Source organism: Sphingomonas sp. YR710 (assembly GCF_900101455.1).
In the GTDB taxonomy this organism is placed as follows: Bacteria; Pseudomonadota; Alphaproteobacteria; order Sphingomonadales; family Sphingomonadaceae; genus Rhizorhabdus.
In genome coordinates, this window is record NZ_FMZJ01000006.1 from 21,009 (window position 1) to 46,712 (window position 25,704).

Sequence of the window (25,704 nt, forward strand, 5' to 3'; positions counted from 1 at the left end):
CACCCATTGTGAAAATCGTGCGCCCGACTTCGTCTTATTGAAAGCTAATGCGAATTATTAGCAATAATGGGCGCCGTGGGCGGATTTCCGGGGGTGTTGACGTGGGTTTGGTTAAAAGGGTCGTTCGTAAGACATCATTGACATCGTCGTGCGCAATATTGATGGCGCTGGCTGCCGCAGGAGGCGTTGGGGCCAATGCCGCTCAGGCCGCGAATCCCGGGGAAGAAAGCCGGACCTTCGCCATACCGACGCAGCCCCTGTCAAGATCGATCCTTGCATTCGGAGAGCAATCGGGCCTGCAGATCACCGCCGAGGCCGCGTTGCTGGAAGGCCGTATCGGTCCGGCGATCTCGGGCAGGATCGACCGCGACACGGCGCTTGGCATGCTGCTTGAGGGTTCGGGGCTGAGCTACAGCCATATCGGACCCGACATGATCATGCTGACGCATGCGCGCCAGGCGCACAAGATGCGCTTGTCGCCCGTCCGGGTGGCCGCCGCCAACACGGATAGCTCGGGCGACGCCGGCGGGGCAGCCCCGGCCACGCCTGGCGATATAACCGTGACCGCCGCCGAAATCGACTATCGCACGCCGACGACCAGCGCACTCAAGATCGACGCGCCACTGCGCGACATTCCCCAGACGGTCAATGTTATTTCCGATCAGGTGATCCGCGATCAGCGCGCGCTTTCGGTTCAGGACGTCCTCAAGAATATCGCCGGTATCGGTCTCGCCACGGGGGACGGCCAGCGGGATCAGGCAACGATCCGCGGCTTCACCGCCCAGTCCGACCTGTTCGTCGACGGCCTGCGCGACGACGCTCTTTATTTTCGCGATCTCTCCAATGTCGATCGGATTGAGGTGATCAAGGGGCCTGCTTCGGTCCTTTATGGCCGCGGATCTTCCGGCGGCCTGATCAACCGCGTCACCAAGAAGCCAGGCACCGAAGGCGGCGAGATCGTCGCGAGTTACGGCAGCTGGAACGATCGTCGTGGCGAGGTCGATCTCGGCCATATGTTTACGGACGCCAACATCGCCGCCCGCCTGACCGGCGCGATAGAGCGATCCGACAGCTATCGCGACAAGCAATTCCTGCGACGCGAGGCAATAGCGCCCTCGCTCGCCTTCACGCCGGACGAGCGCACGACGATCCTGTTGCAGGCGGACTATCTGCGCGACCGACGGGTGACCGATCATGGCATCCCGGCGTTCCAGGGCCGGCCGGTCGATGTCGCGCCTTCGACTTATTATGGGGCCGCCAACGCGCGCGATGTCGATTTCAGCCAGTCCGAGGTCTGGTCGACGACCGCTACGATCGATCATGATTTCGGGAGCGGCTTCCGTCTTCATGACGCGCTGCGCTATTACGACTTCACGCTCGACCGGCAGAATACGATCCCCAACATCGTCAACGAAACCGCGCGAACGGTCACGCTCAATCGACAGAGCACGGACCGGGCCGAGCATGGCTGGTTCAATCAGCTCGAACTTACCAACATCCTGCCGACCGGCCCTCTTCGACATCAGCTGCTGATCGGCTTCGAAAGCGGCCGCCAGATCAAGAATGAGCGGCGCGTCAACCGGGCCAATGTCGCGACGGTGGACCTGTTCAATCCAGAACTGCCCATATTGCCGCTGGCGATAAGCGCGGCACCCGCCACCGATACGCGGGCGAGCTTCACGACGATCGGCCTTTATGCGCAGGATCTCATCTCGCTCGGCAGCCATTGGAAAGCGCTCGCGGGCCTGCGCTACGATCGGTTCCGTCAGGAAAGCCATCCCCGTATCGCCGGACAGAGGGCGCTCGGCCGCACAGATAAGGTCTTCAGCCCGCGCATCGGCATGGTCTGGCAACCAACTCGCAGCCAATCCTATTATATTTCCTGGAATCGCTCGTTTCAGCCGTCGGGCGAAGCCTTCGCACTGTCGGCGGCCAATGCCGATATCAGCCCCGAAAAGACGATCAACCGCGAGATCGGCGCCAAATATGAATTGTTTGACGGCCGCATCTCGGCGACCGTCTCGGCCTTCAACCTCAAGCGCTCCGGCATCAAGGCCACCGATCCCTTGACCCTGACGATCGTACCAATCGGCGTCCAGCGCACGCGGGGGATCGAGTTCAGCGGGCAGGCGAGCCTTGCCGACGGCTGGCGCGCGATCGTCAGCTATGCCTATCTGGACGCGAAGGTGATCAGCTCCCCGGCCTTCGACAGCGGCCGGCCGATTCAGGGCAAGCGCGCCACCCTGACACCTCGGAACAGCGCCAGCCTGTGGGTGGTCCGCAGCTTCCACGACCGGATCGGGATCGGCGGCGGCGCCAATTATGTCGGCAATCGCTGGGCGAACCCGGGCAATACGGTCATATTGCCGCACTATGTGACGGCCGATGCCACCGCCTGGGTGCGGTTCGGAAAGCTGCAATTGCAGCTCAACGTGAGCAACATCTTCGATCGCGACTATATCGTCTCCGGTCATGGCACGAGCCCCAATCTCAACATGCCAGGCGCACCGCGCTCGGCGGTGCTGACCGCACGCTATGCGATCAACTGAGCCGCTCCTCGTCATCGTCGCGCACACGCCGACGGCCTCGGTCGATCGAGGCTTCCTGCCGGCGGCGCTGCGGCTTGGCCTGCGCACCGTGATCCTCACCGACCGGCTGGCGCTACAGGCGGCGTCATTGGCGGCGATCGCACCGATCGATTCCACGATCCGCATGTTCGAATGCGATGTGTTCGCTCCGACCGCGATCATCGACACGATCCTGCAGCTCGGCGAACGGCCCGCGGCCATCTTCAGCAACAGCGATCACCTCCAGGTGGCGACCGCACTCGCCGCCAGCTGGTTCGATCTGCCGGCCAAGGACTGGCGCGGAGCGCATCGCGTGAAGAACAAGGCGGTGATGCGTACCGCCATCGCCGCAGCGGGGCTCGACCATGTCTGGGCCGAGACCGTCCATTGCGTCGGAGATCTCGATCGTCTCGCGCCGCCATATCCCTGCGTCGTCAAGCCGCGCCAAGGCGTTGCCAGCGAACATGTCGCGCTGGTCGAGGAGAGCAGGGCGCTGCGTACATTCTGCGAATATGTCTGGCGCGATCGGCCGGGCGCGCCAATGCTGGTGGAGGAGTTTCTCGAAGGGACGCTTTTCAGTCTCGAGACGCTGGGCGACGGGCGCGACCTCCTGGTTCTGGGCGGCTATCGCTGCGGCCTGACCCCACCGCCGAGCTTCGTCATCGACGATATGCGCTGGACTCCCGAACCTCCAGAACCCGTCCGGGCATCGCTCGTCGGCCAGCTTCGAAGCCTCGGCGTCGGCTTCGGGGCCTGCCACACCGAATATGTGCTGGGCGCTGACGGCCGGGCTCGCCTGATCGAGGTCAATTATCGCTCGATCGGTGACGGAGCCGACTTCCTGATGGCCGATGCGCTTGGCTTCGATTATTTTTCCGCGGTACTTCATCTCCATCTTGGCCAGCCGCTGCCCGCCATGCCCGTGCAAGGGCAACATGCTGCAATCCGCTACCTGTTCGATGAACCCGCCGCGCATCTGCCGCCGACGCGGGAGATGCCGGGCTGCCGCGTCCGGCTCGAACGCCTGGCGCAAAACGGCCGGGAGAGCCCCGTCCTGTCCAACCGTGATTATCGCGGGCGCTTGTCATTCCTGGCGCCCGAGAGGTCCGCGATCGAAGCAGCGATCGCCACTTTCGCGCGACAGAATCAAAAGGAGGATTTTCGATGAATATCGTTACGCGCGTCGAACGCCGAACTTCGGTCCGCGATCAGGCGCGCTATATCCTGAAGCGGGTTGCCGATGGCCTGCTGCGCGAAGACTATCGTGGACTGGCGCGCGACGGTGAGTTGCTGGAGGTCGCCGACGTGCCTTTTTTTGGAAGCATTATTGCAAATGCGACGCATTATATACGATGGAACGCGCCGGACGAGAGCAAGCTCTATCTGCCTGTCGAGCGGGACGGCTTCATGCATGGCTGGCGCATAGCGGCGCTCCCGCTCGTGCGGATCGCCAGGCAAACGATGCGACCGGTCGACAGCGTCACCGAATTGCTCGAGATTCTCGGGGCGGGCCTGGGGGCTGAGGATTGCGCCAATATCACCGCCTATCTCGCCGAATGCCAGGCGGCGATCGAGCATGGCGCCTTATGCGCGGACGCCCATGGCCGTGCGTCGCCCGCCGATGCGCGCATTGCCGATCATCCGCAGTGGCACCGCGCAATGCTCGACAACGACCGGCTGGCATCGTTCGCCGACCATCCCTTCTATCCCACGGCGCGTGCCAAGCTCGGTTTCGATGCGCACGACCTGATCGCTTATGGCCCCGAATATCGAAAGGGCTTCCGCCTGGCATGGTTCGCTCTTCCCGTCGAAGGATTGGCGGCTCAGGGGCGCAGGCCTGCAGTCTGGCCGTCCTTTAAGGATGTCGGGCTCGACCCGACCCTGGCCAGCACGCACGCATTGCTGCCATTCCACCCCTTCATGCGCGGTGAACGGATCGAACATGTCCTCGGCGAGGCAGGCCTGACGGCCACGGCGCATGTCGCTCCTGCCGATTATCTCGATGTCGTTCCGACACTGTCTGTGCGGGCGGTGGCCGTGGTCGATGAGCCCGGGCTGCACCTCAAGCTGCCGCTGGCGATCAGCACGCTCGGCCGTCTCAACCTGCGCGCGATCAAGCCAAGCACGATCAACGATGGCCACATCGTCCAGTCGCTGCTGAGCGATCTCGTCGCAGCGGACCCCGCAATCGATGGCCGCCTGCTGCTGACCGACGAAAGCGGTGGCGCATGCCATTCGAACCATCGCTTCCTGTCCTATATCGTCCGGCGCTATCCGGCGGATCTGGACGGTGCGGAACCGGTGCCAGTTGCCGCGCTGATGGCTCCGATGGGCGACAGGCGCCCTTATGCCGTCCATCTGGTCGATCGTTATTATGAGGGCGACACCGAGGTATTTCTCGCCGCGTTTTTCGATTTGCTGCTCGGGATCCATCTGCGGCTCGCCGCACGCTACGGGATCGCGCTCGAAGCGAACCAGCAGAATTCGATCCTGCTGTTCGATCGGCGCGCCGGGCTGCGACTGCTGCTCAAGGACAATGACGGCCCGCGCATCGATGGCCCGGCGTTGCGTGACGCCTGCCCCCGGGTGGCGCACTGGATCGGCCGGCTTCAGGACGAGCGTATCGCAGCAGCCGATGCCGATGCGGTCGCGCAGATGCTGATCACGATCACGATCCAGCTCAACATCGGCTTCGTGGTCGAGGGGCTCGGCAGGAATGCCGGCAAACTCCCGCACTATCGCCACATGCTGCGCGCGGCGGTCGAGCGGCATCTCGACATTCTCGCCGGTGAGGGAATTGCGATCGCTGCGTTGCGTACCGCTCTGCTGGAGTCCCCCCATTTTCCGATCAAATATCTGTTGCGCGCGGCAAGCCTCGAGACGCGTACGGCGACGGGCGCCGTGGACGTCAACAAATTCTACGGGCGTAGCGCCCCCAATTTTCTTACCGCCCCGGCGCGGCCATGAACCAGCGTCGAATCACAGCCACGGTGCTCGCGTGCCATTTCGCCGGAGCGTTCGGAGCCGTCGGGATGCCACCTTTCCTGGCGCTGATCCTCATGGATATCGCACCGAGCGCCGATGCGCGCCTCACCGGCTGGCTGTACATCGCGCCAACGGCCTGCCTCGCCATTTCGGCGCCTTTCTGGGGCAGGCTCGCCGACCGCTGGGGCCGGAAATGGCTGCTGATGCGGGCGCAGATCGGCCTGGCGGCCAGCTTCCTGGTGGCTGGCTGGGCCGAGTCACTCCCCCTGTTCGTGGCCGCCTTGTGCCTCCAGGGACTCCTCGGCGGAACATTCTCCGCAAGCAACGCCTATCTTGCCGAGGCCCTGCCGCGCGAGGCGCTGGCCCGGAGCCTGAACCTCACCCAGGGGACGGCGCGGTTGTCGCTGATCGTCGCTCCGGTCGCGGTGGGCTTCCTGGTCGATCGGCATTTCGCACCACAGCGCGTCTATCTGGTGCTCGCACTGCTTCCGCTGGCGGCAACGCTGTTGCTGTTACCGTTGCCGGCCCGAACCGGCCCGCAACGTGGCGCACCGATGGCGAGCCGGCCGATGCCAAGCCCCGGTCACCATCTCCCGCGCGGGATCATCATGGCCGGACAGACCGGCTTCACCCTGGCGCTGATCGCGAGTTTCCCGTTCCTGCTGCCCTACAGCATGACGACATTCGGGATCGGCGCGAGTACCGCCGGCTGGATTTTCGGTCTTCCGCACATCATCTATCTGCTGCTCTGCCTGCCCTTGGGCAAGCGCATCCGCGCTCGCGATCCGGCGCCATGGCTGGCTTTGGGCTGCCTGACGCTCGCGGTCACCCTGCTGGCGCAAGCGTTCGCCCCATCGCTCGTCGTCTTCGCCGTCGCCCGGCTTGCCATGGGCATCGGCATGACCCTGAGCTACGTCGCGCTCAACGCATTGATCGCGAACGTGATCGACGATCACAGCGCCGGCAGCACGTTCGGATGGTTCGACAGCGGCGCCAAGCTCGCGACCATCGCCGCGAGCGTCGCGGCAGGGCAGATCATCTTGCAGGCGGGCATGACCAGCCTGTTGGCGGCGTCGGCCGGATGCGCAGCCCTTACCGCCGCGCTCGCGCTGACCGCGCGGCGGCCCGTCCTTTCCGCCCCCTCGATCATGACGAGATAAGCATGTTGTACGAGAAGCCGCCCTTTCCCTCGCTTGATTCCCATGCGCACCTCATTGCCGAGCGCGCGGCGATATCGGCATTGTTGCGATCCTTCTGCCGCGAGATCGGGGTCCGGCAATCATTGGTCGCCATGCTGCCCCCGCAACCGCACGGCCCCTTTCCCGCGCCCTTGCGACGGGCGCCGGAAATCCTCCAGATCGTCATGACCGAGGCCCGGGACACGATCCTGATCGGGGTGCAGGCGGCTTCCGCGACGCAGGATTATCTTTTTTGCACGAGCCCCTATCGTCGGCATGGCCGCCGCTTCGAGGCGATCGATTGGCGGCAGCTTGCCCGGATGATCTACGCGACGACGGCGCGGCTGCTCGACGCTCCCGCAAATGAGGAGATCCTGGACCAGACGGCCAACAGCGTCGCGATCACGACGCGTCTCGTCGCCCATCGCCTCGCTCATCCGGTGGCGATCGATGGCACCCGTGGCATGGCCGACTATCTTCGCTCCGAAGGTGGCCTGATCTTCGGCCATGCCTTGCATCCAACACCCAAGAGCCGCCAGGGCATCGAGATCGGACTGATGGCACGCTATTCGCCCGAAACCGGTTGCCCCTTCGACCTGAATTATGTCGCCGTCCGCCGCGACCGGCTCTGGACGCGGGCCGCCGACACCACGACCGCAGTCGAGCGGATCGCGCGCTGCCTGCCGCCCGGACTGATCGACGACGAATGGGTCTCGCTCCCCGTCCATCCGATTCAGGCGCAAAAGCTGCGCCGCACGTCGGCCATGGCGCGGGCGATCCGATCGGGCTGGCTGCGCGATCTCGGCGTCATCCCCAAAGCCTATCACGCGACATCATCGGTCCGGACGCTGTTCGACCCCGGCGATCCCTTCTTCCTCAAATTGTCGCTCGATATTCGGATGACGAACTGCGTCCGCAAGAATGCCGAATATGAGCTGGAAGGCGCTGTCGCCGCGACGTGCCTGATCCGCGAGCGAAAGGCGGAATTCGCACTGGCCTTTCCCGACTGCATCATCCTCGAGGAGCCGGCGAGCCTTTCGGCCGAGGCGCCTGCTTCATGGTCCGCGCAGGATCGCCGCACATTGATCGAAGGTCTCGGGCTGATCCTGCGCCAGTCGCTGGTGCCGTTCACGCCGGCCGATGTGACGCCGATAGTGGCCGGCGCGCTGTTTTCGCCGGGCATCGGCAACGAGAATAGCGGAATCCGGATCATAAGGGGCGCGACCCCGGCGACCGACATTGCGGACTGGTTCGGAAGCTATGTGCGGCTTCTGCTGCCCCCGGTGCTATACGGCTATTTCCACCAGGGCGTTATCTTCGAACCTCATCTCCAGAATGTCGTGGTCGGGCTGCGCCTGCGCCGACCCAGCCACGTTTATCTGCGTGATTTCGAGGGCGTGAAGATCACTGGCCTTGCGGCGGTTCCGGCGTTCAACGACCTTGGCGCAAGGGCCCGCGAGGCGCTTAGCTATACGGCCGACCAGGGCTGGTGCCGCATTGCCTATTGCCTGTTCGTCAATAATTTCTGCGAAGCGATCCATCAGCTGTCGCAGGGCGATCGGACGCTGGTCGCCTTGCTATGGGACGAGGTCGCAAGCGCGATCGCGGCGTTCCAGCGCGATTACGGCACGCAAGAGTCGCAGGATCGATTGATTCCGCTGCTGCGCGGCGCGCCATTTCCGGCCAAGACGATGCTCACCACGCGCTTCCAGCGGCGTGCCGATCGCGAATCCGGCTATGTCGACCTGGTTAATCCGATGGGGGCCTGACCGGTGCGCATCCTTCCCTCCCCGGGCTTGCTCGCGGCAATTCGGAACGAACGGGCCCGTTCCACCGGACCAATCTGTGCCTATCTCTACGATCTGGGCGCGCTGACCGAGCATGTCCGCGCCACCAGGGCCGCGCTGCCCGCCAATTGCGAGATGTTCTACGCGATCAAGGCCAATGCCGAGGTGCCAATCCTCGGCGCGCTGGCCCCCATTGTCGACGGGTTCGAGGCATCTTCGGGCGGTGAACTCGCCTGGCTGAACGAGCATGCACCGGGCAAGCCCATGATTTTCAGTGGTCCGGGCAAGCTCGACGACGAGATTCGCCAGGCGCTCGCGCTCGGGATCGAGCTGATCCATGTCGAAAGCCTCGGCGAATTGGCCAGACTGGCCCGGATCGCCGGCGACATGGGGCGAACCGCTCCGATTGCGCTGCGCGTAAACCTCGGCCTCGGCAGCGCTGCGGCAACGCGGCTGATGATGGCCGGTGCATCGCCATTCGGCATCGAAGAAGCCGAGTTGGCTGCGTGCATCGCCTTCATCGACGGCCAACCGGCGTTGGACCTGCAAGGCTTCCATATCCATTCGCTCTCGCATCAGCTCGACATGAAAGCGCACCTCGCGCTCATCGAAATCTATCTCGACCGTATCGCGGCGTGGAACGCGATGTACGGGCGCCGGATCCGTCATCTCAACATGGGGGGCGGGATAGGAATCAACTATCGCGATCCCGACGATCAGATCGACTGGCCAGCCTTCACCGCCGGACTGTCAGCGCTGATCGAGCGCAAGCGGGCGCAGCATCTTGCCTTGCGGTTCGAGTTCGGACGCTATCTGACCTGTGCGAGCGGCTATTATGCGGCCGAAGTCGTCGATCTGAAATCGAGCCACGGCCAATGGTTCGCGATTTGTCGCGGCGGCAGCCACCATTTTCGCACGCCGTCGGCGCAGCGCCACAGCCATCCGCTGATCATCCTGCCACGCGATCGCCCGCCGGCCCCGGACGATCGCCCCGCGATCTTCGGCACGCGGGTGAATGTCGTGGGGCAGCTCTGCACGCCCACCGACAGGCTGGCGCAGGACGTGCCGGTCGAGGAGCTCAGGGTTGGCGACACCGTCCTCTTCCTGCTCGCCGGCGCCTATGCCTGGACGATTTCTCATCATGATTTCCTGCGGCACCCGCCGCCCGCCATGTGCTTCGTCGAAGCATCGTTGCCGATCGAGAAGGAGACTGCCGATGTCGATGCCATATTTTGACATGAACCCTTTCGGCCCAGTCGCCGACTCCCGTCGGCCGATCAAGCTCAACCTCTACCGCGATTATGAGGTCGATGCCGTCGCACAAGCGATCGGCGACAATCCGCTCCTTCCGATCGGTGTGCGGATCGATTGCCTGATGGTTTCGGACTCCTACCTGATGACCCATCTGGGCCGATCGAGCACGAAGCTCGGCGAGGGCGAACAGGGATTGTTCCTGGAGATCATGACGGCGCTGGTGCGGGATGTCGCCCATCGCGCAAAACGGCTTTTCCCGAGCGATCGGCCCTATATCGTCGGCGACATGCCCGACGGATCGGCCGCGACCGCCGAGACCGCGTTGCGCAGCGCCGACAGGATGCGCGCGGCCGGGGCGGACGTGATCAAGCTCGAGGTCCATTCACCGGCAGTCATCGGCATCATCGATCGGCTGGCACATGAAGGGTTTCGGGTGATGGCCCATCTCGGCTATACGCCGCAGGGCGCCGAGAGCGGTCGGATCGGCGGTTCGCTCGATGGTGCTTATGCTCTGTTCGCCACCGCGCGGCGGGTCCGCGACAGCGGCGCCGAAAGCATCGTGCTTGAGAAGGTCGACGAATTCGTTCATCGGGCGCTCGTCGATCGCCCGGAGGCCCTGCCAAGCTACGCGATCTTCAGCGGTAAATCGGAGACAGGGGGGCAATCGCTCAACATCTGGGACGCAGTGTTCCGGCCCGGCTTTCCGGCCCGCTATTTTCCACCCACCGCGCAGGCAACAACCGACGCCTTCCCCTCGGCCTATTCCGCCGAGATCGTCAGCTTGCGCATCGCCGAATTGTTGAAGCTGACAGCGGCGGGCGAATTTCCGCTGTCGCCGCCGACCACGCTGACGGCAGAGGATCTCTGCGCGCTCGCAGCCTCCGACCCGTGGGGCGAGTCATAAAGGATCACGCCTGCCTGGCTCCCGACATCAAGGTGCTCAAAATTCGGATCGGATTGCTAGTGGTTTACCTGCTGCGACGTGTCCGCACGTCGTTGAAGCAACTCACTGTCAGCGCAGAAGGTCGTTGAGCGGGGGGATCGCCGCACCATCGGCGGCCCCGGATGCCAGGATGAGAATGGATCCGCACTGATTAGTCTCTCCAACGGCTGGCCTGCTGCGGAAACCAGATAGAGTTGGGGTTCGGCCGCGCCGGCGCGCTTGCCGCTGTTCGTGACGCGGAAGCTGGCTGCCAGAGCCTTCCCACCTTGAGAGACAGACTGGAATAGTCGAATGCCGTATAGCTCAGGCTGTCGCCAAACGGGAACAGCGATCAGCGTCCTAAGTGGCGATCGAAGAAGCGCCAGATGATATCATAGGTGTCGTTCGCCTCCGGGCTGCCGGCAAAGGCATTGAACTGACCATGGCCTAGCCCCTCAATCACGAGCAATTGGGTCTCGGCCCCGGCTTGGAGCAGGCGAACGTTGGTGACCAGCGCATTGCTCATGGCGATATCGCGCGTGCCGGTGACGATCAGCGTCGGGGGGAAGTGGGCTAGCACCTCGGGGAACAGTGCTGGTGTGATCAGCGGGTCCTTCTGATCCATACCCGCCAGATAGAAGCGCGGGGCGCTCGACTTGGCCTTGGAGGGATCGGTCTGCGGCGGGATAGCGTTAACGGTCGGGCCGATCGCCGCGGAATCGCCGCCATACCAGAAGGTCGGCATGGCACCTGAACAGAAAATGCCGATCGCACCAGGGCGCGGCAGATTGTGCTTCTGGAACCAGGCCACCGCCTGCGCGACGAGGGTGCCGCCCGCCGAACAACCAAAAATGCCGATATTCTCGGGCCTGTAGGTTTCCAGCAGCTTGCGATAGACTTGCGCGACATCCTCGCTGGCGGCGGGAAACAAGGCCTCGGGCGCTAGCCGATAATCTACCGCTACCACCTTGATCCGGCCACGCGCCGCCAGCGGCACCGATTCCGCCTGACCGCCGAAGCGCGCACCGGCGTAAAAGCCACCACCGTGCAGGTTGATCAGCACGCGCTTCGCATTTTCCGGCGCGATGCCGCTGTCGGGGGTCACGACGTCGGTGTGCACCCCGTTCATCGTCACCGGTTCGATCCGCGACGGATGGAGTGCCAGCCATTCGGCGAGGATCGCCTTCTGCTGGCGGTCCGATGTCGCCCGCGCGCTGACAATGCCATCATCGGCGGCCGCGGGCGGCGGCCCCTGGTGCAGCCGTGCGACAAATTGCGCGCGGGCGTCCGGGCTCAGCATGCTCGACGGAGGTATCGCAAGCCCGTCGGCATGGATCGTGCCATCAGGATCGAGCTTCAACGCCGGCTGCGCGGCGAGTGGCGCAATCGCAAGCGACAGCGTCACCAAGGCTATGATCCGCCGAATTCCGATCGTGCCGCGCATGAACAACTCCCCTCATCAAGACCACCACAGAAAAGGCGCGGCCGCCGCAGCGACAAGGCGCGACTGCCCTCTGTCCGACTGATGATCAATCGGGCTGCCAGATCTCGGGCTCCGCATGACGATCGGGTCTGCCCGTACGCGCATTTTCCGGCCGATCGAGGCCCAGATGATCGCGCAGAGTGACACCGGCATAATCGGTGCGGAACAAGCCGCGCTGCTGAAGGATCGGGACGACGCCGTCGCAAAATGCCTTGAGGCTACCCGGCAGATAGGGCGCCGCGATGACGAAGCCGTCCGCTGCGCCCGCGCGGAACCAAGCCTCAAGCTCGTCCGCCACGCGCTCGGGCGAACCGACGAGCGCGGAACTCGTCCGCGCAGCGGCAATGCGGCGGGCAAGCTGCATGATCGACAGCCCATCGCCCATCGCGATCACCTTGGCCTGGGTTGACTTCGATCCTTCGGTCGACGGAATCGGCGGCAATGGGCCATTGGGATCGAACGCACGCAGATCGATCTCTCCACCCAGTGCCAGTTCGAGCATGCTGATCGCGACATCGGGGTGAATCAGCGACACGAGATTGTCGGCGATCGCGCGCGCCTCGTCGTCGGTAGCGGCGATGATCGGCTGGATCGAGGGGAGGATCTTGCAATCGGCCGGGGCGCGCCCCGCGGCAACGACCTTCGCCTTGAACGCCTTGTAGAAGGCCTGAGCGCTTTCGAGATTGGGGTTCGACGTAAAAACCACATCGGCCGTACGCGCCGCAAGCGCCTGCCCGGCCTCGGACGCGCCCGCCTGCACGATCACGGGATGGCCCTGCGGCGATCGTGCGGTGGTCAGCGGCCCGACGACGCTGAAAAATTTACCCTTATGATCGAGACCGTGGAGCTTGCCTGGATCGAAGAAGCGCCCTTCGGCCTTGTCGACGACGAAGGCATCGTCGTCCCAGCTGTCCCACAACCCCTTCGCCACATCCACGAATTCCTCAGCACGTGCATAGCGTTCCGCGTGGCCGAAATGAGCCTCGCGCCCGAAATTGCGCGCCTCATTCTTCGTGGTCGAGGTAACGACGTTCCAGCCGGCGCGCCCATGGCTGACATGATCGAGGCTCGCCAGCCGTCGCGCCGCTGAATACGGCTCGTTATAGCTCGTGGAAAGCGTGGCAATCAGACCGATGCGGCGCGACACCATAGCGAGCGCCGAGAGCAGGATCAGGGGGTCCATTCGCGCCACGTCGTTGCGACTATGGACATCTCGGCCAACGATCGTGCGGAAGCCCTGCGCATCCGAATAGAAGACTGCATCGAACTTCGCCTGCTCGGCCATCTGCACGATCTCACGGTGGAAATCGATGTCATGCATGCGCCCCGGATCGGCGCCTTCATGGCGCCAGCCCGCGACATGCGCGCCGGTGAACATCGGGAACAGCATCAGGTGCATCTGCTGGGGGGATGGCATTTGCCGGGCTCCTATTCGACACGGATCGCGCGCCCGTCGACGCACGAGTAGAGACTGGTACCGGAGGCATCGAGCAATTCGACCGTGCCACCGTTCAGATAGATCAGGTTTTCGAGGTGGAAGCGGCCCAGAACCGGATCTACCCAGGGCAGATCGCAACTCAGCACCGATCCGTCGACCATCTCGAACGTCCCCAGCGAATTGCCGGGGTGGGGATGATCGGTATGTTCCAGCCCGACTGAGTGGATCGAGGCTCCGGTAAAGGCAATATTGCCGTGCGCCTGGATCGAGGCCACCACCGCCCTTTCGACCGCGTCGGACATCGCCCCCGCCCGGAATTCGGACAGAGCCGCGCTCCAGCCGCGCCGCACGGCATCATAGGATGCGATCTGCGCCGCCGTCGGCTCGCCGATCACGACCGTACGCCCGACATCGCTGGTATAATGCCGTACCGCCGCCGTCGTATCGAGCGTGACCGTATCGCCAGGCTCCAGCTTCCAGTCCTTGGGGATCTTGCCGACACCGGGACGATAGGGTGTGATCAGCAGGAAGACCGGTCGACCCCCGACAAGCGGCACAACCGACCAGAAGGCGCGCTCGGCCTCGTTGCATGTGGCCCCGCTCGCCAACGCCTCAACCACCGCTTCCATGCCGAACTCGGTTTTGCGCGTGGCGGCGCGTATCAAGCGTATCTCGTCCGGCGTCTTGACCATGCGGATATCGCGCATCAGGTCGCGCGCATCGCGGACCTTAAGGCCCGACCCGAGCTTTTCGGCAACGTCATATCCTAAACCGCGATCGTCGAAGCCGATCGTCGCATCGGTCAGGCCGATCTCCAGCAGATACGCTGCGACCACCTCGGCATGGTTGGCCGGCAGCGGCTTCTGCTCCTGCTCGACAGACAAGGAGACGGGACGGCCAGCAACGCCCATGCCGACCTTGCGACGGTACGTGCGCAGAATCTGCATCCACGGCCCGTCGAACTGCTGCGGCTGTCCCGAATCGGTCTCGGTGGTGATGATCGCCGGCGCGCGATCATGATCACGCGGCAACACGACGAGCGCCATGTCGCCGAAATGCCAGGCGGCATAGGTCGCCCAGCCGCTGAGATAATAGACATTGGTATTGATTGAGGCGACGATCGCCGACACCCCCTCCCGATCCATCAGCGCGTCGGCGCGATCCCTGTTGAGCAGCATCGGTTTCTCCCTGAAGTGGCGGATCGCGCTGATCCCATCATCTCAGCGAAGGCTGAGAGCCTCCCCCGTCTCTCCGCACGCAAAGGCTCCGGAGATTCCGCAGCCGTCGCTGGGGTGACGGGAAATTATGGGACGAGACTAAGACTATTTCGCACGGAATCGTCCGCTTCCGCACGATTCATCCGCCTGTCGGTCACGCGGCCCGCGGCCATGTCCGGTGGGCCGCCGCGATGTCAGCCTCCGACAACCATATAAGGGGCTTTAAAAGTGACGACCACCGAACCATCGCCACCTCTTCCCCTCAGCGTCCGCATCGGCTGGGCATCGGGCAGCATAGTCACCAGCACCCTTGTATTCGTGACGACCACCTTCTTCTTGCGCTTCATGACCGACTTCGTCGGCATCGGCGCGGCGGTCGCCGGGGGTCTGCTGGCGTCGACCAAAATCTTCGACGCTCTGATAAACCCGCTGATGGGCCTGTTCAGCGATCGATCGAGGGGTGAAGGCGGCCGGCGGCGGCGCTACCTGCTGATCGGAGCGGGCATCGGCGCGATCGCGATGCTCGGCATGTTCAACTTGCCCGTCGGTCTCCAGGCTGGGACCGCGACCACCGTAGCGCTGGTGATGCTGATGCTATCCTCGGTGGGATATACCGCGTTCAACGTCTCCTATCTATCGATGCCGGCCGAAATGACGACCTCGTCGGTCGAGCGCGCCGGGCTAATTTCCTTTCGCATTTACGCGCTTGCGATCGCGCAGTTCATCGCAGGCGGGCTGGCGCCGCTGGTGCTGATGGCGTTCGGCGGCGGCCGCAGCGCCTATGGCGCGATGGCGGTCGCACTTGCGGCGCTGATCATGAGTACAGCGATGATTGCCTTCATATCAACCCGAAAGGCGCCTTTCACCCAATTGACCGCGCAGATGCGTTCGCGTTTCTGGGCAGCTTTGCCCACTTTGTTTCGCAGCCGGCTTTACGTTACTTTGCTGCTGCTAAAGGCGACGTTTCTGATCGGATCGACCGCGCATACCGCTACTGCGGCTTATTATGTCCACCATGTGATGCGTGCGAGTGATGCGACATTGAGCCTTTTCCTGACAGTCTATTCGGCCGGTATGGTCCTGTCGCAAATGCTATGGCTGTGGCTGATCAAACGCATCGGCCGGGTGCGCTGCTTCATCGTTGCGGCCGGCGCCTATACGATCGCCAGCATCGCCTGGGCGATGATGGGGGCACACCTGCCCGCCGGGCTGTTCTTCGTACTCTCGACTGTCAACGGAATGGGAGCCGGCGGCATATTGCTGGTCAGCGAATCCATGCTGCCCGAGGCGATAGAGGAGGATTACCGTCTGTCCGGTATCCATCGCGAAGGTACGCTCGCATCGCTGTTCGCCTTTGCCGAGAAATTCGCCCACGCCGCGGGCCTCGCGCTCGTGGGCGCGTTGCTCGCCTGGTACGGCTATGTCGCGCCGAAAACTGGCGGAATTCTCAATGGCGACGGCCTGCGCGCCGTAATGGCCGCCTTCGGTCTGCTGCCTGCCACATTCGTCGGCGGAAGCTGCCTTTGGCTGCTGCTGCTCAAGCGTACGAGGCCCGCGCATTTGGTTGCGTAGCGGATAGATCGCCAAAACCGAATGGCCGCGAACCTGCATTCGGCAATCATTAGCCATCGCGACACGAAACGGCGCCATCGCATGAGAATGAGCGGGCGGTGCGCGAACACGAAAAGAAGATCGCAGGTTTGCAGGGAACCTAACGCCCATATCTCTCGGAGAACGACAATGACCGCAAGGGGACTTCTCTTCATCGGCACCGCTCTGGTGCTGACCTCGGCCGCCCAGGCGCAGAACGTGCCCGTTGCACCCGCCACGACATCGACCGATGCCGACGGCGGCGAGATCGTGGTTTCCGCGCGCAAGCGCGCAGAGTCGATCGTCGACGTGCCCACTGCCGTTACCGCGCTCACCAGCGCCGATCTGTCGACGCGCGGCATCGTCGACTTCGCCGGGCTCAACCAATTCGTTCCCGGCTTTCGTTGGAACCCGAGCGGATCCAGCAACACCGCACGTACCTTTAACACATTCGTGATCCGCGGCACCTATTCGGGCAGCGACCATCCCGATCGCCAGAATGTGAGCCTATTCATCGACGGGATCCCGATCGGAGGCGCCGGGTCGCTGCCCGGCCTCACCGACGTCCGCCAGGTAGAGGTCGTGAAAGGTCCGCAGAGTGCCTATTTTGGCCGGTCAACCTTCGGTGGCGCGGTCAACTTCATCACCACCGCCCCAGGAAACGACTACAAGGTCAGCGGCAGCGTTGATCTGGCCACCTATGCCAATCGCGAAATCGGCATCTCGCTGGAAGGGCCGATCGTCCCCGATCTGCTGGCGATACGCGTCTCCGGTCGACATTATCATGCGGGTAGCCAGTACGATAATTTCGGCTATGGCGGCGAACTGGGCGAACGCCAGACCAATTCGGTATCGGGCACGGTAAGCTTCACCCCCGCTCCCAACTTCTCGATGCGCGGCTATTTCACCTATTGGCGCGACAAGGATGCGCCATTCGCAACCTCCCTGCTGACCAGCGCAGACTATAATTGCAACGCGGGCGCCGGCGTCGCGGGCGCGCTCAACTATGTGTGCGGATCGATCGGCAGGGCGCCCGCGAACCGCATCTCGCAGAATACCGCCGTCGGATCGGCGATCACCGATCAACTCGCCTCGCGTAACCAGACGCTTGGCAGCGATTTCATTGACGATTTCGGTTTCCGCCGCCGCGCCCATTTCGGCTATATCTCAGCCCAATATGAGATGGGCAATAAATGGACGGTCAGTCTAAACGGATCGACCGGCGACAATCGCTATGCCGTCCTCGCCGACAATGCCAATCGCTATCTGACCAACAACACGTATTCGGTGACGCTGACGCCGTGGCATATTGAGAATAAGAGCGCCGAGCTTCGGCTGGCGACCGATGTCAGCAAGCCGTTGAAGGTCGTCGTCGGCAGCAACTATTTCCAGCAGATCTCCCACACCGGATCGAACACCGCGCGCACCGGCGGCGCGATTGTCACCGGCCTTCCTTTCCAGAAGGGCAGTGCGAACACCTATGGCCTGTTCGGATCCATCTCCTACGACATAACCGATGCGCTGAGCCTCAGCGCAGAGGGCCGTTACCAGAAGGACAAGATCCGCTCCCAAGTCCTCTCAACCGGGGGCATTGATATCAGCGGCACTACCAACAGCTTCACGCCCCGCCTGATCGCGCAATATAAGCTCGCCCGCAACGCCAACATTTACGCATCCTATTCGGAAGGGACGCGCCCGGCGCAGTTCAACTCGAACGTCTTCTCGTTGAGCGCGGCGGCCAAGGCCGAATTGGCGACGCAGGCCGATATCCCGCTGGTGGTGCCCGAAGAGAAGCTGAAGATGGGCGAATTCGGTTTCAAGGGCGAGTTTTTCGATCGCAAGGTCCGCCTCCTCTCCGCGCTTTATTATGGCCAATGGCGCAACAAGCAGATCCAGCAAACCCTGCAATATCATCCGACCCCTACGACCCTGACGTCGCTGCTGGTCTTTCTGCCGAACGGGCGGGTGAATATCTATGGCATCGAGCTGGAGGGCCATTATACGCCCATAGCCGCGCTGTCGTTCGACGGCACGTTCGCTTATGCGGAAACCGACATCCGCAGTACCTATTGCGCCGACTGCCGCAGCATCACCGGAAATCCCACGCCCGTAGGCACGCGCCTGCCCCGCTATCCGGCTTTCACCGGCTCCGCATCGATCGATTTCCATCCTGAACTCAATAGCCGCCTGACCGGGATCGCCCGGCTCGACTGGGTTTATACGGGCAAGCAATATGATACCGAGGCGAACATTGCCTACGTCCCGTCGTCCCAGATTGTGAACCTCCGCATTGGCGCGCGGACCGATACGGTGTCGCTGGAATTCTATGTGAAGAATCTCTTCAACGACGATACGCCGCTGAACATCGGGCGCAGCGCCGATACGTTCAATTCAAGCAACACCATTCTGCTCGCGCCCGCGCAGAAAAGGATCATCGGGGTACATTCGAGCATCAACTTCTGAGGATCGGGGAGGTCCACATCGGACCTCCCCCCCTCCAACCATGATCGCCTTGCCAGCAAGGGCTGGCGTGACGATTGTTTGCCGCATCGGCCTACTTCGTCGGCACCGTCGGCCCCGGGACGAAATGCGCCAGCCGGTCCGTCAGATAAGCCCCATGCCAGTCGAGCAATGGCTTGCGATAACCGTTTGCGATCCTGGGCACCGATGCCAGCAGCATGATCGCATCGTCCGCCGTGGTGAAAGGCCGCCATGCCGGCGCTCCCGGACATACCGGCACGCCATTGACCGCAAACGACGTCCAGCACCGGTGCACATAATGCGCCACGGACCAATCTTCCGCGGTCGCGGCCCGAGCATTTGGCCGCTTATCGAGCGTCTTGAACACATAAGCGATCTCTCCGCCGTGCGGCGACGGGCCATGATCGAACTGATAGAGATAGACCGGCACGCCGGGCACCGCCCGTTCCGCCAGGAACCGCGCCGGCCCGAGCATCCGCGCGTCGGCGAAGATGCGATGGGCGAACTTCTCTTCGTCGGGCTCGTTGCCGTAAAGTGCGCGCAATTCGGCAAGCTGATTCGGATCGTACCAGTCGAGCACCGAACGATACGGCACGAAGTTCAGCAGCGAATCCTCGCCGCTGGTCGCCCCTATCATGATCGGCACCGGGAGTTGCGCGCGGCGGTCATAGACCTTGGCGGCGGGATCGGGCACGAGCCTGCCGTCGATGATCGGCCCAAGCCCCGCGCCTGCCTGCGCGACCACCGACACCGGCAAGGCGCGGAGTTGGTCCGGCGTAGCCGTGGCACTATCGAGCACGCCGTGGCCGGCGATCGCCACGCCCCGCGCCTCGCGCTGGGCAAGATTCTCCATCATCATGCCCGCGCCACCCGACTGGATGATTGCCCTGGCAAACAAGCCTTTGGCGCGTTCGAGCGCGGTCAGCAGCAGCACGGCGCTGCCGCCAGCGGACTCGCCGAAGATTGTCACGTTCGCCGGATCGCCGCCGAACCGGCCGATATTCCGCTGCACCCATTCGAGCGCCGCGATCTGATCCTCCAGCCCATAATTGCCGAGCGGCGCCCCGTTCGATTCGGCAGTGAGCGCCGGATGCGCAAAGAAACCGAGGCCCCCGAGCCGATAGTTGAACGTCACCAGCACGATGCCGTCCCGCGCGAACGCGCTACCATCGAATACCGGATCGGAGCCCTCGCCGGTCAGATAGGATCCACCGTAGATCCACACCATCACCGGCCGCCCGCCACTCTCCAGTTTCGGCACCCAGACATTGACCGTCAGGCAGTCCTCGCTCTGCGGCGTCGTGCCGCGCGTCATGCCGACCGCTTGGATGCAGCGCGGTCCGAAGGCGCTTGCGTCGCGCTCGCCGCTCCACGCGACCGGGCGCATCGGCGATGTCCAGCGCAAAGGGCCGACCGGCGGAACGGCAAAGGGGATGCCCTTGAAGACATTGGCCGTCGCGGTTTCGGTACCCCGGAGCGTGCCGGTATCGATGGTTACGACGGGCGCAGCCTGGGCCACTCCCGTGATCGCTATGGCTGCCGCCAGATATCCGTGACGCATTGGGCGGCTCCTTGATGCTCTATAACAACGCCAACCTGTCCTCACTCTGGACAAGCGGGGTGGGTAGATCAGTGGGTATCCGCTCCAGAAAATGGGATCATCGGTACTGGCGCCATCATTCGCGCCGGAATACTCGCTTGACGGAGATTCTACGCCTCCAGAAAGCGCTGGATCGCGACCGCCTTGTCCTCCACCGTCGGCCCGACGATGTCGATCCGGCTCTCCGCCACCATAGCCGCATAGTCAGACGCCCGATCGCGGATCGCCGGCAATTCGGTCGCACCGATCAGGAACAAGGTAGGCAACGCGACGAGCGGAAGCCGTTCGCTCGCCCGATAGGCAAAGGCCGCGCGATAGGATTTGTGATAAGTGCGCAGGCTCTTGAGCACTTCTAGCGTCTTGGCATGGAGTTCGTCGGCCGACGGCACCGCATAGCTCATCAGCCGGTGCGCGGGATCGCGCTTGTACCAGGGGAAGTGCAACGCCTGATCGCGGACGAAGTTGAATGCCCAGGCGAACTGGCACCCATAATCGTCGGGCGCGATCTGTGGCGCATAATGTTCGATCATCTCAGCGATCGCGTCGGGGGCATATTCGATGATGCCGTCGATGATCACACGACGCAGCCGATCGGGATGTAACACCGCCATCTCACACGCGATCCGCGCGCCAGTGTGGGTGCCGTACAGATCGACGCGGTCGAGCCCCATTGCCTCAAGCAGGCGGGCGAGCGTATCGGCATAATAAGCGATATCGGGCAAACTGGGCGCCGGTGGCGCGGAATCGCCATTGCCGACCGTATCTGGCGCGATCAGCGTCCGGCCGCCCCGCGCCGCGATCGCGGTCATCAAGCCTTCCAGGCCCCGCGATGAACCTGGCGAGAGATGGATCATCACCAGCGGTGGCGCGTCGATACGCCCTCCGTCGATGCGACGCATGTGGATCAGGCCTTCGGCAATGCGGACGAAGGCGCGGTCGATCAATGTCGTCATCGCAGGGGTCTCGTGCGACGCGGCTTGATCATCGCGGCGCCGGCATCAGCCGGCACTTGGCGCATCCAGTGAAGCGAGGTCATAGACAGGGCCGCAATGGCGACAAAAGCGGGCGCGATCACCGTCGCATCGAGCGTCGCCACGCCGATCATCCGCTGGAGCAATTGCACGACGATCACCGAGGCGGCGATACCCAGACTCTGCGACAATTGCTGGCTGACGCTCGCGATCGTGCTGGCCGCCGCGAACTCGCGCTGGGGCAGATCGGCATAGCCGACCGCGTTGAGGCCCATCAGTTGCAGCGAGCGCAGCAGCCCCTGCGCGAACAGCAGCGCCAGGATCACGACATGTGGCGTCCCGCGCGTCAGCAAGGCGCAGGCGGCGACCAGAAGCGCGATCAAAACCGTGTTCAGGATCAGGAAGCGGCGAAAGCCGAACAAGGTTAGCACGGGGTTGATCACCCCCCGACTTAACAACGAACCGATCGCGCCCGCAAAAATGAGCCCGCCCGTCTCGACTGCACTCATCCCGAAACCGACCTGAAACAACATTGCCAGAAGATAGGGTACCGAGCTGGTCAGCATCCGCACGAACATGCCGCCAACGCTGCTGACGCGCGAGGTGAGCACGTCGAGCGAGCCGAGATCGAGGATCGGATTGGGCCTTCGGCGCGCGTGGACGATGTAGAGCAGGGAACATACTGCGCCCGCGACGATCACGCCCCCGATCAGCCACGGTGGCAGATCGGCGCGGGTGGCGGCCGCGATGCCGAAGGTAAGGCCGGCGAGCGCGGTGATGATCAGGATCGCACCAACCAGATCGATCGGATGCTTTTCATCGCTGCGTATTTCACCCACGAAGCGCCAAACCAGCAGCAGGCCGATCACGGCAATGGGCACATTGGCGAAGAACAGCCAGCGCCACGATGCAATCGTGACGATCAGCCCGCCGATCGGCGGCCCGATCACCGGGCCCAGCATCACCGGAAGGGTGAGCATCGACATCGCCCGGACGAACTCGCTCTTATCGATCGATCGCAGCACGATGATACGCCCTACCGGCAGCAGCAAAGCCCCTGCGCAACCTTCGAGCACCCGTGCAGCCAGCAGCACCGGCAGGCTGGTCGCCAGCCCGCAAGCGAACGCGCTCAGCCCAAAGGTCGCGACCGCGAGCAGGAACATTGCACGCGCGCCGAACCGGTCAGCCGCCCATCCGCACAAGGGCAGGATCGCGGTCGCGCCGATCAGATAAGCGGTGACCACGATGTTGAGCGACAGCACCGGCACGCCGAACGAAGCCGCCATCTTCGGCAGCGCGATCGAGACTGCGCTCGTATCGAACGCCTGCATGAAGGCCGCGCAACCCACCACCGTCGCCGCGATCATCGATCGGCGGCGCTCCTTGCCGTCTATCTTGCTCATGCGATCAGAATCGGCGGCCGGAAGCCACGAACCAGGAGCGGAACACGCCCCTCGACCGATCCGAAAAGCCACCCTCCCCGCGCATCGGCGTCGAGGTCGCATCCTGGAAACCGATCTCGACATCGGCGAAGCCGGCAGCGCGCATCAGCGCGTCGAAATCGACGCTGATAGCCGCCTTCCACGCCGGCTCATTATTATAGTCCATCTCGATCTGGCCACGGATGCGGCCCCACAGATCGAGTTCGGCGTAACGCTGCGGCACTTCGAGATGTATCGCAACGCCACCGGGCCGCAACAGCCGCAGACTCTCGGCAATGATCTGACTCATCGCCGCTTCCGACGTTTCGTGCATCAGCACGCAGGAAAAAACGAGATCGAACGACGCGTCGGCGAAGCGCGTATGCTCGGCATCGTCCTGCGAGAAATGGATCACGGCACCCAGATGCTCGGCGCGGGCATGCGCATAGCGGAGTACGGAAGCACCGACATCGATCGCATGAACTTCGGCGTCGGGAAAGGCCAAGGCGACCGGCACGGCGCTCGCGCCGATGCCGCATCCGAGTTCGAGAATACGCGTTGGTTCGAAGTTCGGGAAGCGCGCGAACAGGTGTGAAAGCACCGTATGACCGCGCACGTCGTTCATCTGTCCGCCGTTGCGTCCGAGCATATAGACGGCACCGCCGCGATCCATGATCGCGCCCTGATCGATCCCGGCATCATCCAGCGCATAACCGCCAGGCATCAGATGGACGTCGCGATCGGCAAGGTAGGCCGGCGCCACGAAATGGGGATCGAGCTTGACGCTGCCCTTTGGCTCGGCGACCGCAGCCTTTCCGGCCAGTACCTCCGACTGACGCGCAACACTGGCGCCGACGGCATGCCACAGCATGTCCTGTGAAGTGCGGCGCAGGCTCGCCCAAGCGCGGAATGCCGGCTCGGCATGGAGCGCCTCATAAACGGCCTCGACCCGCGCATTGCTCTGCGAACCCGGGTCGCGCACCTCGGCGACCTTGCGGTGAAATGGCTCGATTTGCTCGGTCAGATAGACCTTAAGATCGCGGACGAAACATTGCTCCGCGAACTCGTCATGGGTGGCGTCAGGCAGCATGGGATGGGCGGTGGCCATGATCAGGCTCCTTCGGCGAGGGTCGCGGCTGCGTCCTTGATCGGACGGAACACACGATCGATGATCCGTCGGCGAATGCCATCACGTTCCGCCACCTGTCCGGCCTGCGGAGAAAATCCCTCGATCGCCGCGCGGTCGAACAAGCCCGCAGCCTCTGCGAGCCGCTCGACGGTATCCAGCCGCTCGCGCGTCACGGTCAGTTCGGACGCGAGTGCCGCGATCATCGCCAGCATCCGATCCTCATTCGCCGACTGACCGGCGATCTCCAGCCTGCGTTTCACGATCTTGGTCATTGTCGGCCTCTCGGAGCGCCGCGCAGCGTCATCGTCCGTTCTTCGAGCGGATAGAAGAACATAACCGCCATGCTGGCGAGCAGGAAAATTGTAGAAAATACAGAATAACACAGTGTTATTCCCATGATGGAACGTGCTGTCTGAACGACGACCGCGCCAGCATGCGCCTGCACATAGCCGAACCAGCCGAGCAGCAACCCGGTCATGGAAGCGCCGATTGCCTGTCCCAGCTTCTCGACCATGATATAGACACCCGCGAAGCTACCCTCGATCCTGAGACCGCTCTGACGATATTGATATTCGATCGTATCGGGCAGCATCGACTGGCTGATCATAACTACTCCGCCATTACCCAGCCCGGCTAGCAACCCGATCGTTATGACCACGGCGCCCGGCGTTCCTGGCCCCCATGGCAGCCAGGACAGCCACACCAGTGCCGTGAAGGCTCCGCCGATCAGGAAGGCGCGGCGCTTGCCAAACCGGCGGGCCGCCCACAGCCAGAAAGGCTGCGCCACAACGGTGCCGATCGTCAGCGTCCCATAGATCGTGCCCAGCCACGCGTCGGACATTTCCAGCCGGCGCTGTACGAAGAATGCGGCCGACGCGGTGTGAAGCGCGGCTGCGCTGAGCAGCATTAGCTTAGCTCCCTGCAGGACCATGAACGGGCGATTTTGCGATGCCTTGCGCATCTGCTGCAGATAAGGAACGTGCGATTTGGCATCGACCTCACGCATCCGCGCCTTCGACGTCATCAGGAAGCAAGCGAACAGGATTGCGAAAAGCAACAAGCCGATCACGATCCCCATCGCGCGATGGCCGGCCAGCCCACCGCCGAAATAGGCGATCAGCGAGGCTGTGGCCGATCCACCGACCAGATTACCGATCGAACCGTTGACGGTGCGGAACGACATCAGCTTCGATCGCTGGTGGGGATCGTCGGTCATCTCGGCCGGCATCGCCATATAGGGCACGGCGAAAATTGCGTATGACGTGGCATGAAGCATCAGCAGTCCTGCCAGCATCGCGATCGCGGCGCCCCGGCTTTCGACGATCGGTGCGTTGAAGGCCAGCATGAAGGTAAGCCCGCAGGCAATGGCGCCAGCCAGCAAGAACGGCCGCCGCCGCCCGATCCGGCTGCGCGCCCGATCACTGAGCGCACCGAAAATCGGATCGGCGACACCGTCATAGATTTTGGCAAGCGCGAAGATTGTGCCCGCCAACGCCGGTGGCATCGCCATATAATCGGTCATGAAGCGCAGCAGCAGATAGCTTCCGACCATGAACGCGGTGAGCCCGAGTGTCCCCAGCCCCCAGCCGAATTGCAGGCTCAGCGGCAGCCGATCGGCTTTTGCCGTGGGCGACGCAGGAAACCAGCTTTTCGCAATCGACATCGGCGTGGCACTCCTGGA

At 63.4% G+C, this 25,704-nt stretch carries 18 protein-coding genes; 9 read left to right on the forward strand and 9 right to left on the reverse strand.

Annotated features, from left to right (window positions below; genetic code table 11):
• The first annotated feature begins 161 nt into the window (after nucleotides 1-161).
• The 7 genes from BLS13_RS08670 to BLS13_RS08700 are packed head-to-tail and all read left to right on the forward strand — an operon-like array spanning nucleotide 162 to nucleotide 10,675.
• Entirely contained in the window at nucleotides 162-2,549 is a 2,388-nt protein-coding gene (locus tag BLS13_RS08670; protein ID WP_256325774.1) for a TonB-dependent siderophore receptor, read from the forward strand.
• A complete protein-coding gene (locus BLS13_RS08675; protein ID WP_093451411.1) occupies nucleotides 2,536-3,735 on the forward strand; it encodes an ATP-grasp domain-containing protein in 1,200 nt (399 codons plus the stop codon). Before BLS13_RS08670 ends, BLS13_RS08675 begins: the two co-directional genes overlap by 14 nt.
• Nucleotides 3,732-5,534, forward strand: a complete 1,803-nt coding sequence (locus tag BLS13_RS08680) for an IucA/IucC family protein (protein WP_093451413.1) — start codon at nucleotides 3,732-3,734, stop codon at nucleotides 5,532-5,534. Before BLS13_RS08675 ends, BLS13_RS08680 begins: the two co-directional genes overlap by 4 nt.
• Nucleotides 5,531-6,712 (forward strand): MFS transporter, encoded by a 1,182-nt coding sequence (locus tag BLS13_RS08685; protein ID WP_093451415.1) that lies wholly within the window; start codon nucleotides 5,531-5,533, stop codon nucleotides 6,710-6,712. Before BLS13_RS08680 ends, BLS13_RS08685 begins: the two co-directional genes overlap by 4 nt.
• 2 nt (nucleotides 6,713-6,714) lie before the next feature.
• Complete coding sequence (locus tag BLS13_RS08690; RefSeq protein WP_176943498.1) at nucleotides 6,715-8,499, forward strand: IucA/IucC family protein; 1,785 nt, start codon at nucleotides 6,715-6,717, stop codon at nucleotides 8,497-8,499.
• Nucleotides 8,500-8,502: 3 nt separating this feature from the next.
• The gene (locus BLS13_RS08695) at nucleotides 8,503-9,753 is read left to right on the forward strand and encodes a type III PLP-dependent enzyme (RefSeq protein ID WP_093451418.1); all 1,251 of its coding nucleotides are present in this window, start codon (nucleotides 8,503-8,505) and stop codon (nucleotides 9,751-9,753) included.
• Nucleotides 9,734-10,675, forward strand: coding sequence for a 3-methyl-2-oxobutanoate hydroxymethyltransferase (locus BLS13_RS08700; RefSeq protein ID WP_176943499.1), 942 nt, complete (start codon nucleotides 9,734-9,736; stop codon nucleotides 10,673-10,675). Before BLS13_RS08695 ends, BLS13_RS08700 begins: the two co-directional genes overlap by 20 nt.
• Before the next feature lie 370 nt (nucleotides 10,676-11,045).
• Here the strand turns inward: BLS13_RS08700 and BLS13_RS08705 are convergent, their stop codons facing one another.
• The 3 genes from BLS13_RS08705 to BLS13_RS08715 form a co-directional block, all read right to left on the reverse strand.
• Nucleotides 11,046-12,137 (reverse strand): alpha/beta hydrolase fold domain-containing protein, encoded by a 1,092-nt coding sequence (locus BLS13_RS08705; protein WP_093451419.1) that lies wholly within the window; start codon nucleotides 12,135-12,137, stop codon nucleotides 11,046-11,048.
• Between the two features lie 85 nt (nucleotides 12,138-12,222).
• Nucleotides 12,223-13,593: an LLM class flavin-dependent oxidoreductase gene (locus BLS13_RS08710; RefSeq protein WP_256325775.1), complete on the reverse strand. Its 1,371-nt coding sequence runs from the start codon at nucleotides 13,591-13,593 to the stop codon at nucleotides 12,223-12,225.
• Between the two features lie 11 nt (nucleotides 13,594-13,604).
• Nucleotides 13,605-14,792, reverse strand: a complete 1,188-nt coding sequence (locus BLS13_RS08715; RefSeq protein WP_093451422.1) for a M24 family metallopeptidase — start codon at nucleotides 14,790-14,792, stop codon at nucleotides 13,605-13,607.
• 267 nt (nucleotides 14,793-15,059) lie between these two features.
• Here BLS13_RS08715 and BLS13_RS08720 point away from each other — a divergent pair, with 267 nt between their 5' ends.
• Both BLS13_RS08720 and BLS13_RS08725 read left to right on the forward strand, forming a co-directional pair.
• Nucleotides 15,060-16,403 (forward strand): MFS transporter, encoded by a 1,344-nt coding sequence (locus BLS13_RS08720; protein WP_093451423.1) that lies wholly within the window; start codon nucleotides 15,060-15,062, stop codon nucleotides 16,401-16,403.
• A 168-nt stretch (nucleotides 16,404-16,571) separates the two neighbouring features.
• A complete protein-coding gene (locus BLS13_RS08725; protein ID WP_176943500.1) occupies nucleotides 16,572-18,884 on the forward strand; it encodes a TonB-dependent receptor in 2,313 nt (770 codons plus the stop codon).
• A gap of 91 nt (nucleotides 18,885-18,975) precedes the next feature.
• On the opposite strand, the gene BLS13_RS08730 is transcribed toward BLS13_RS08725, so the two are convergent.
• The 6 genes from BLS13_RS08730 to BLS13_RS08755 form a co-directional block, all read right to left on the reverse strand.
• Nucleotides 18,976-20,463, reverse strand: coding sequence for a carboxylesterase/lipase family protein (locus BLS13_RS08730; protein WP_093451426.1), 1,488 nt, complete (start codon nucleotides 20,461-20,463; stop codon nucleotides 18,976-18,978).
• Between the two features lie 149 nt (nucleotides 20,464-20,612).
• On the reverse strand, nucleotides 20,613-21,455 hold the full coding sequence (locus BLS13_RS08735; RefSeq protein WP_093451428.1) for an alpha/beta fold hydrolase: 843 nt from the start codon (nucleotides 21,453-21,455) through the stop codon (nucleotides 20,613-20,615).
• A complete protein-coding gene (locus BLS13_RS08740; protein WP_176943501.1) occupies nucleotides 21,452-22,876 on the reverse strand; it encodes an MFS transporter in 1,425 nt (474 codons plus the stop codon). Before BLS13_RS08740 ends, BLS13_RS08735 begins: the two co-directional genes overlap by 4 nt.
• Nucleotides 22,877-22,880: 4 nt before the next feature.
• Nucleotides 22,881-24,002 carry a class I SAM-dependent methyltransferase gene (locus BLS13_RS08745; protein WP_093451431.1) on the reverse strand — a complete coding sequence of 374 codons (1,122 nt, stop codon included), beginning with the start codon at nucleotides 24,000-24,002 and terminating at the stop codon, nucleotides 22,881-22,883.
• A 2-nt stretch (nucleotides 24,003-24,004) separates the two neighbouring features.
• Nucleotides 24,005-24,295, reverse strand: coding sequence for a hypothetical protein (locus tag BLS13_RS08750; RefSeq protein WP_093451432.1), 291 nt, complete (start codon nucleotides 24,293-24,295; stop codon nucleotides 24,005-24,007).
• Nucleotides 24,292-25,686, reverse strand: a complete 1,395-nt coding sequence (locus BLS13_RS08755) for an MFS transporter (RefSeq protein WP_093451434.1) — start codon at nucleotides 25,684-25,686, stop codon at nucleotides 24,292-24,294. The genes BLS13_RS08750 and BLS13_RS08755 overlap by 4 nt, the downstream gene beginning before the upstream one ends.
• Nucleotides 25,687-25,704: the final 18 nt, after the last annotated feature.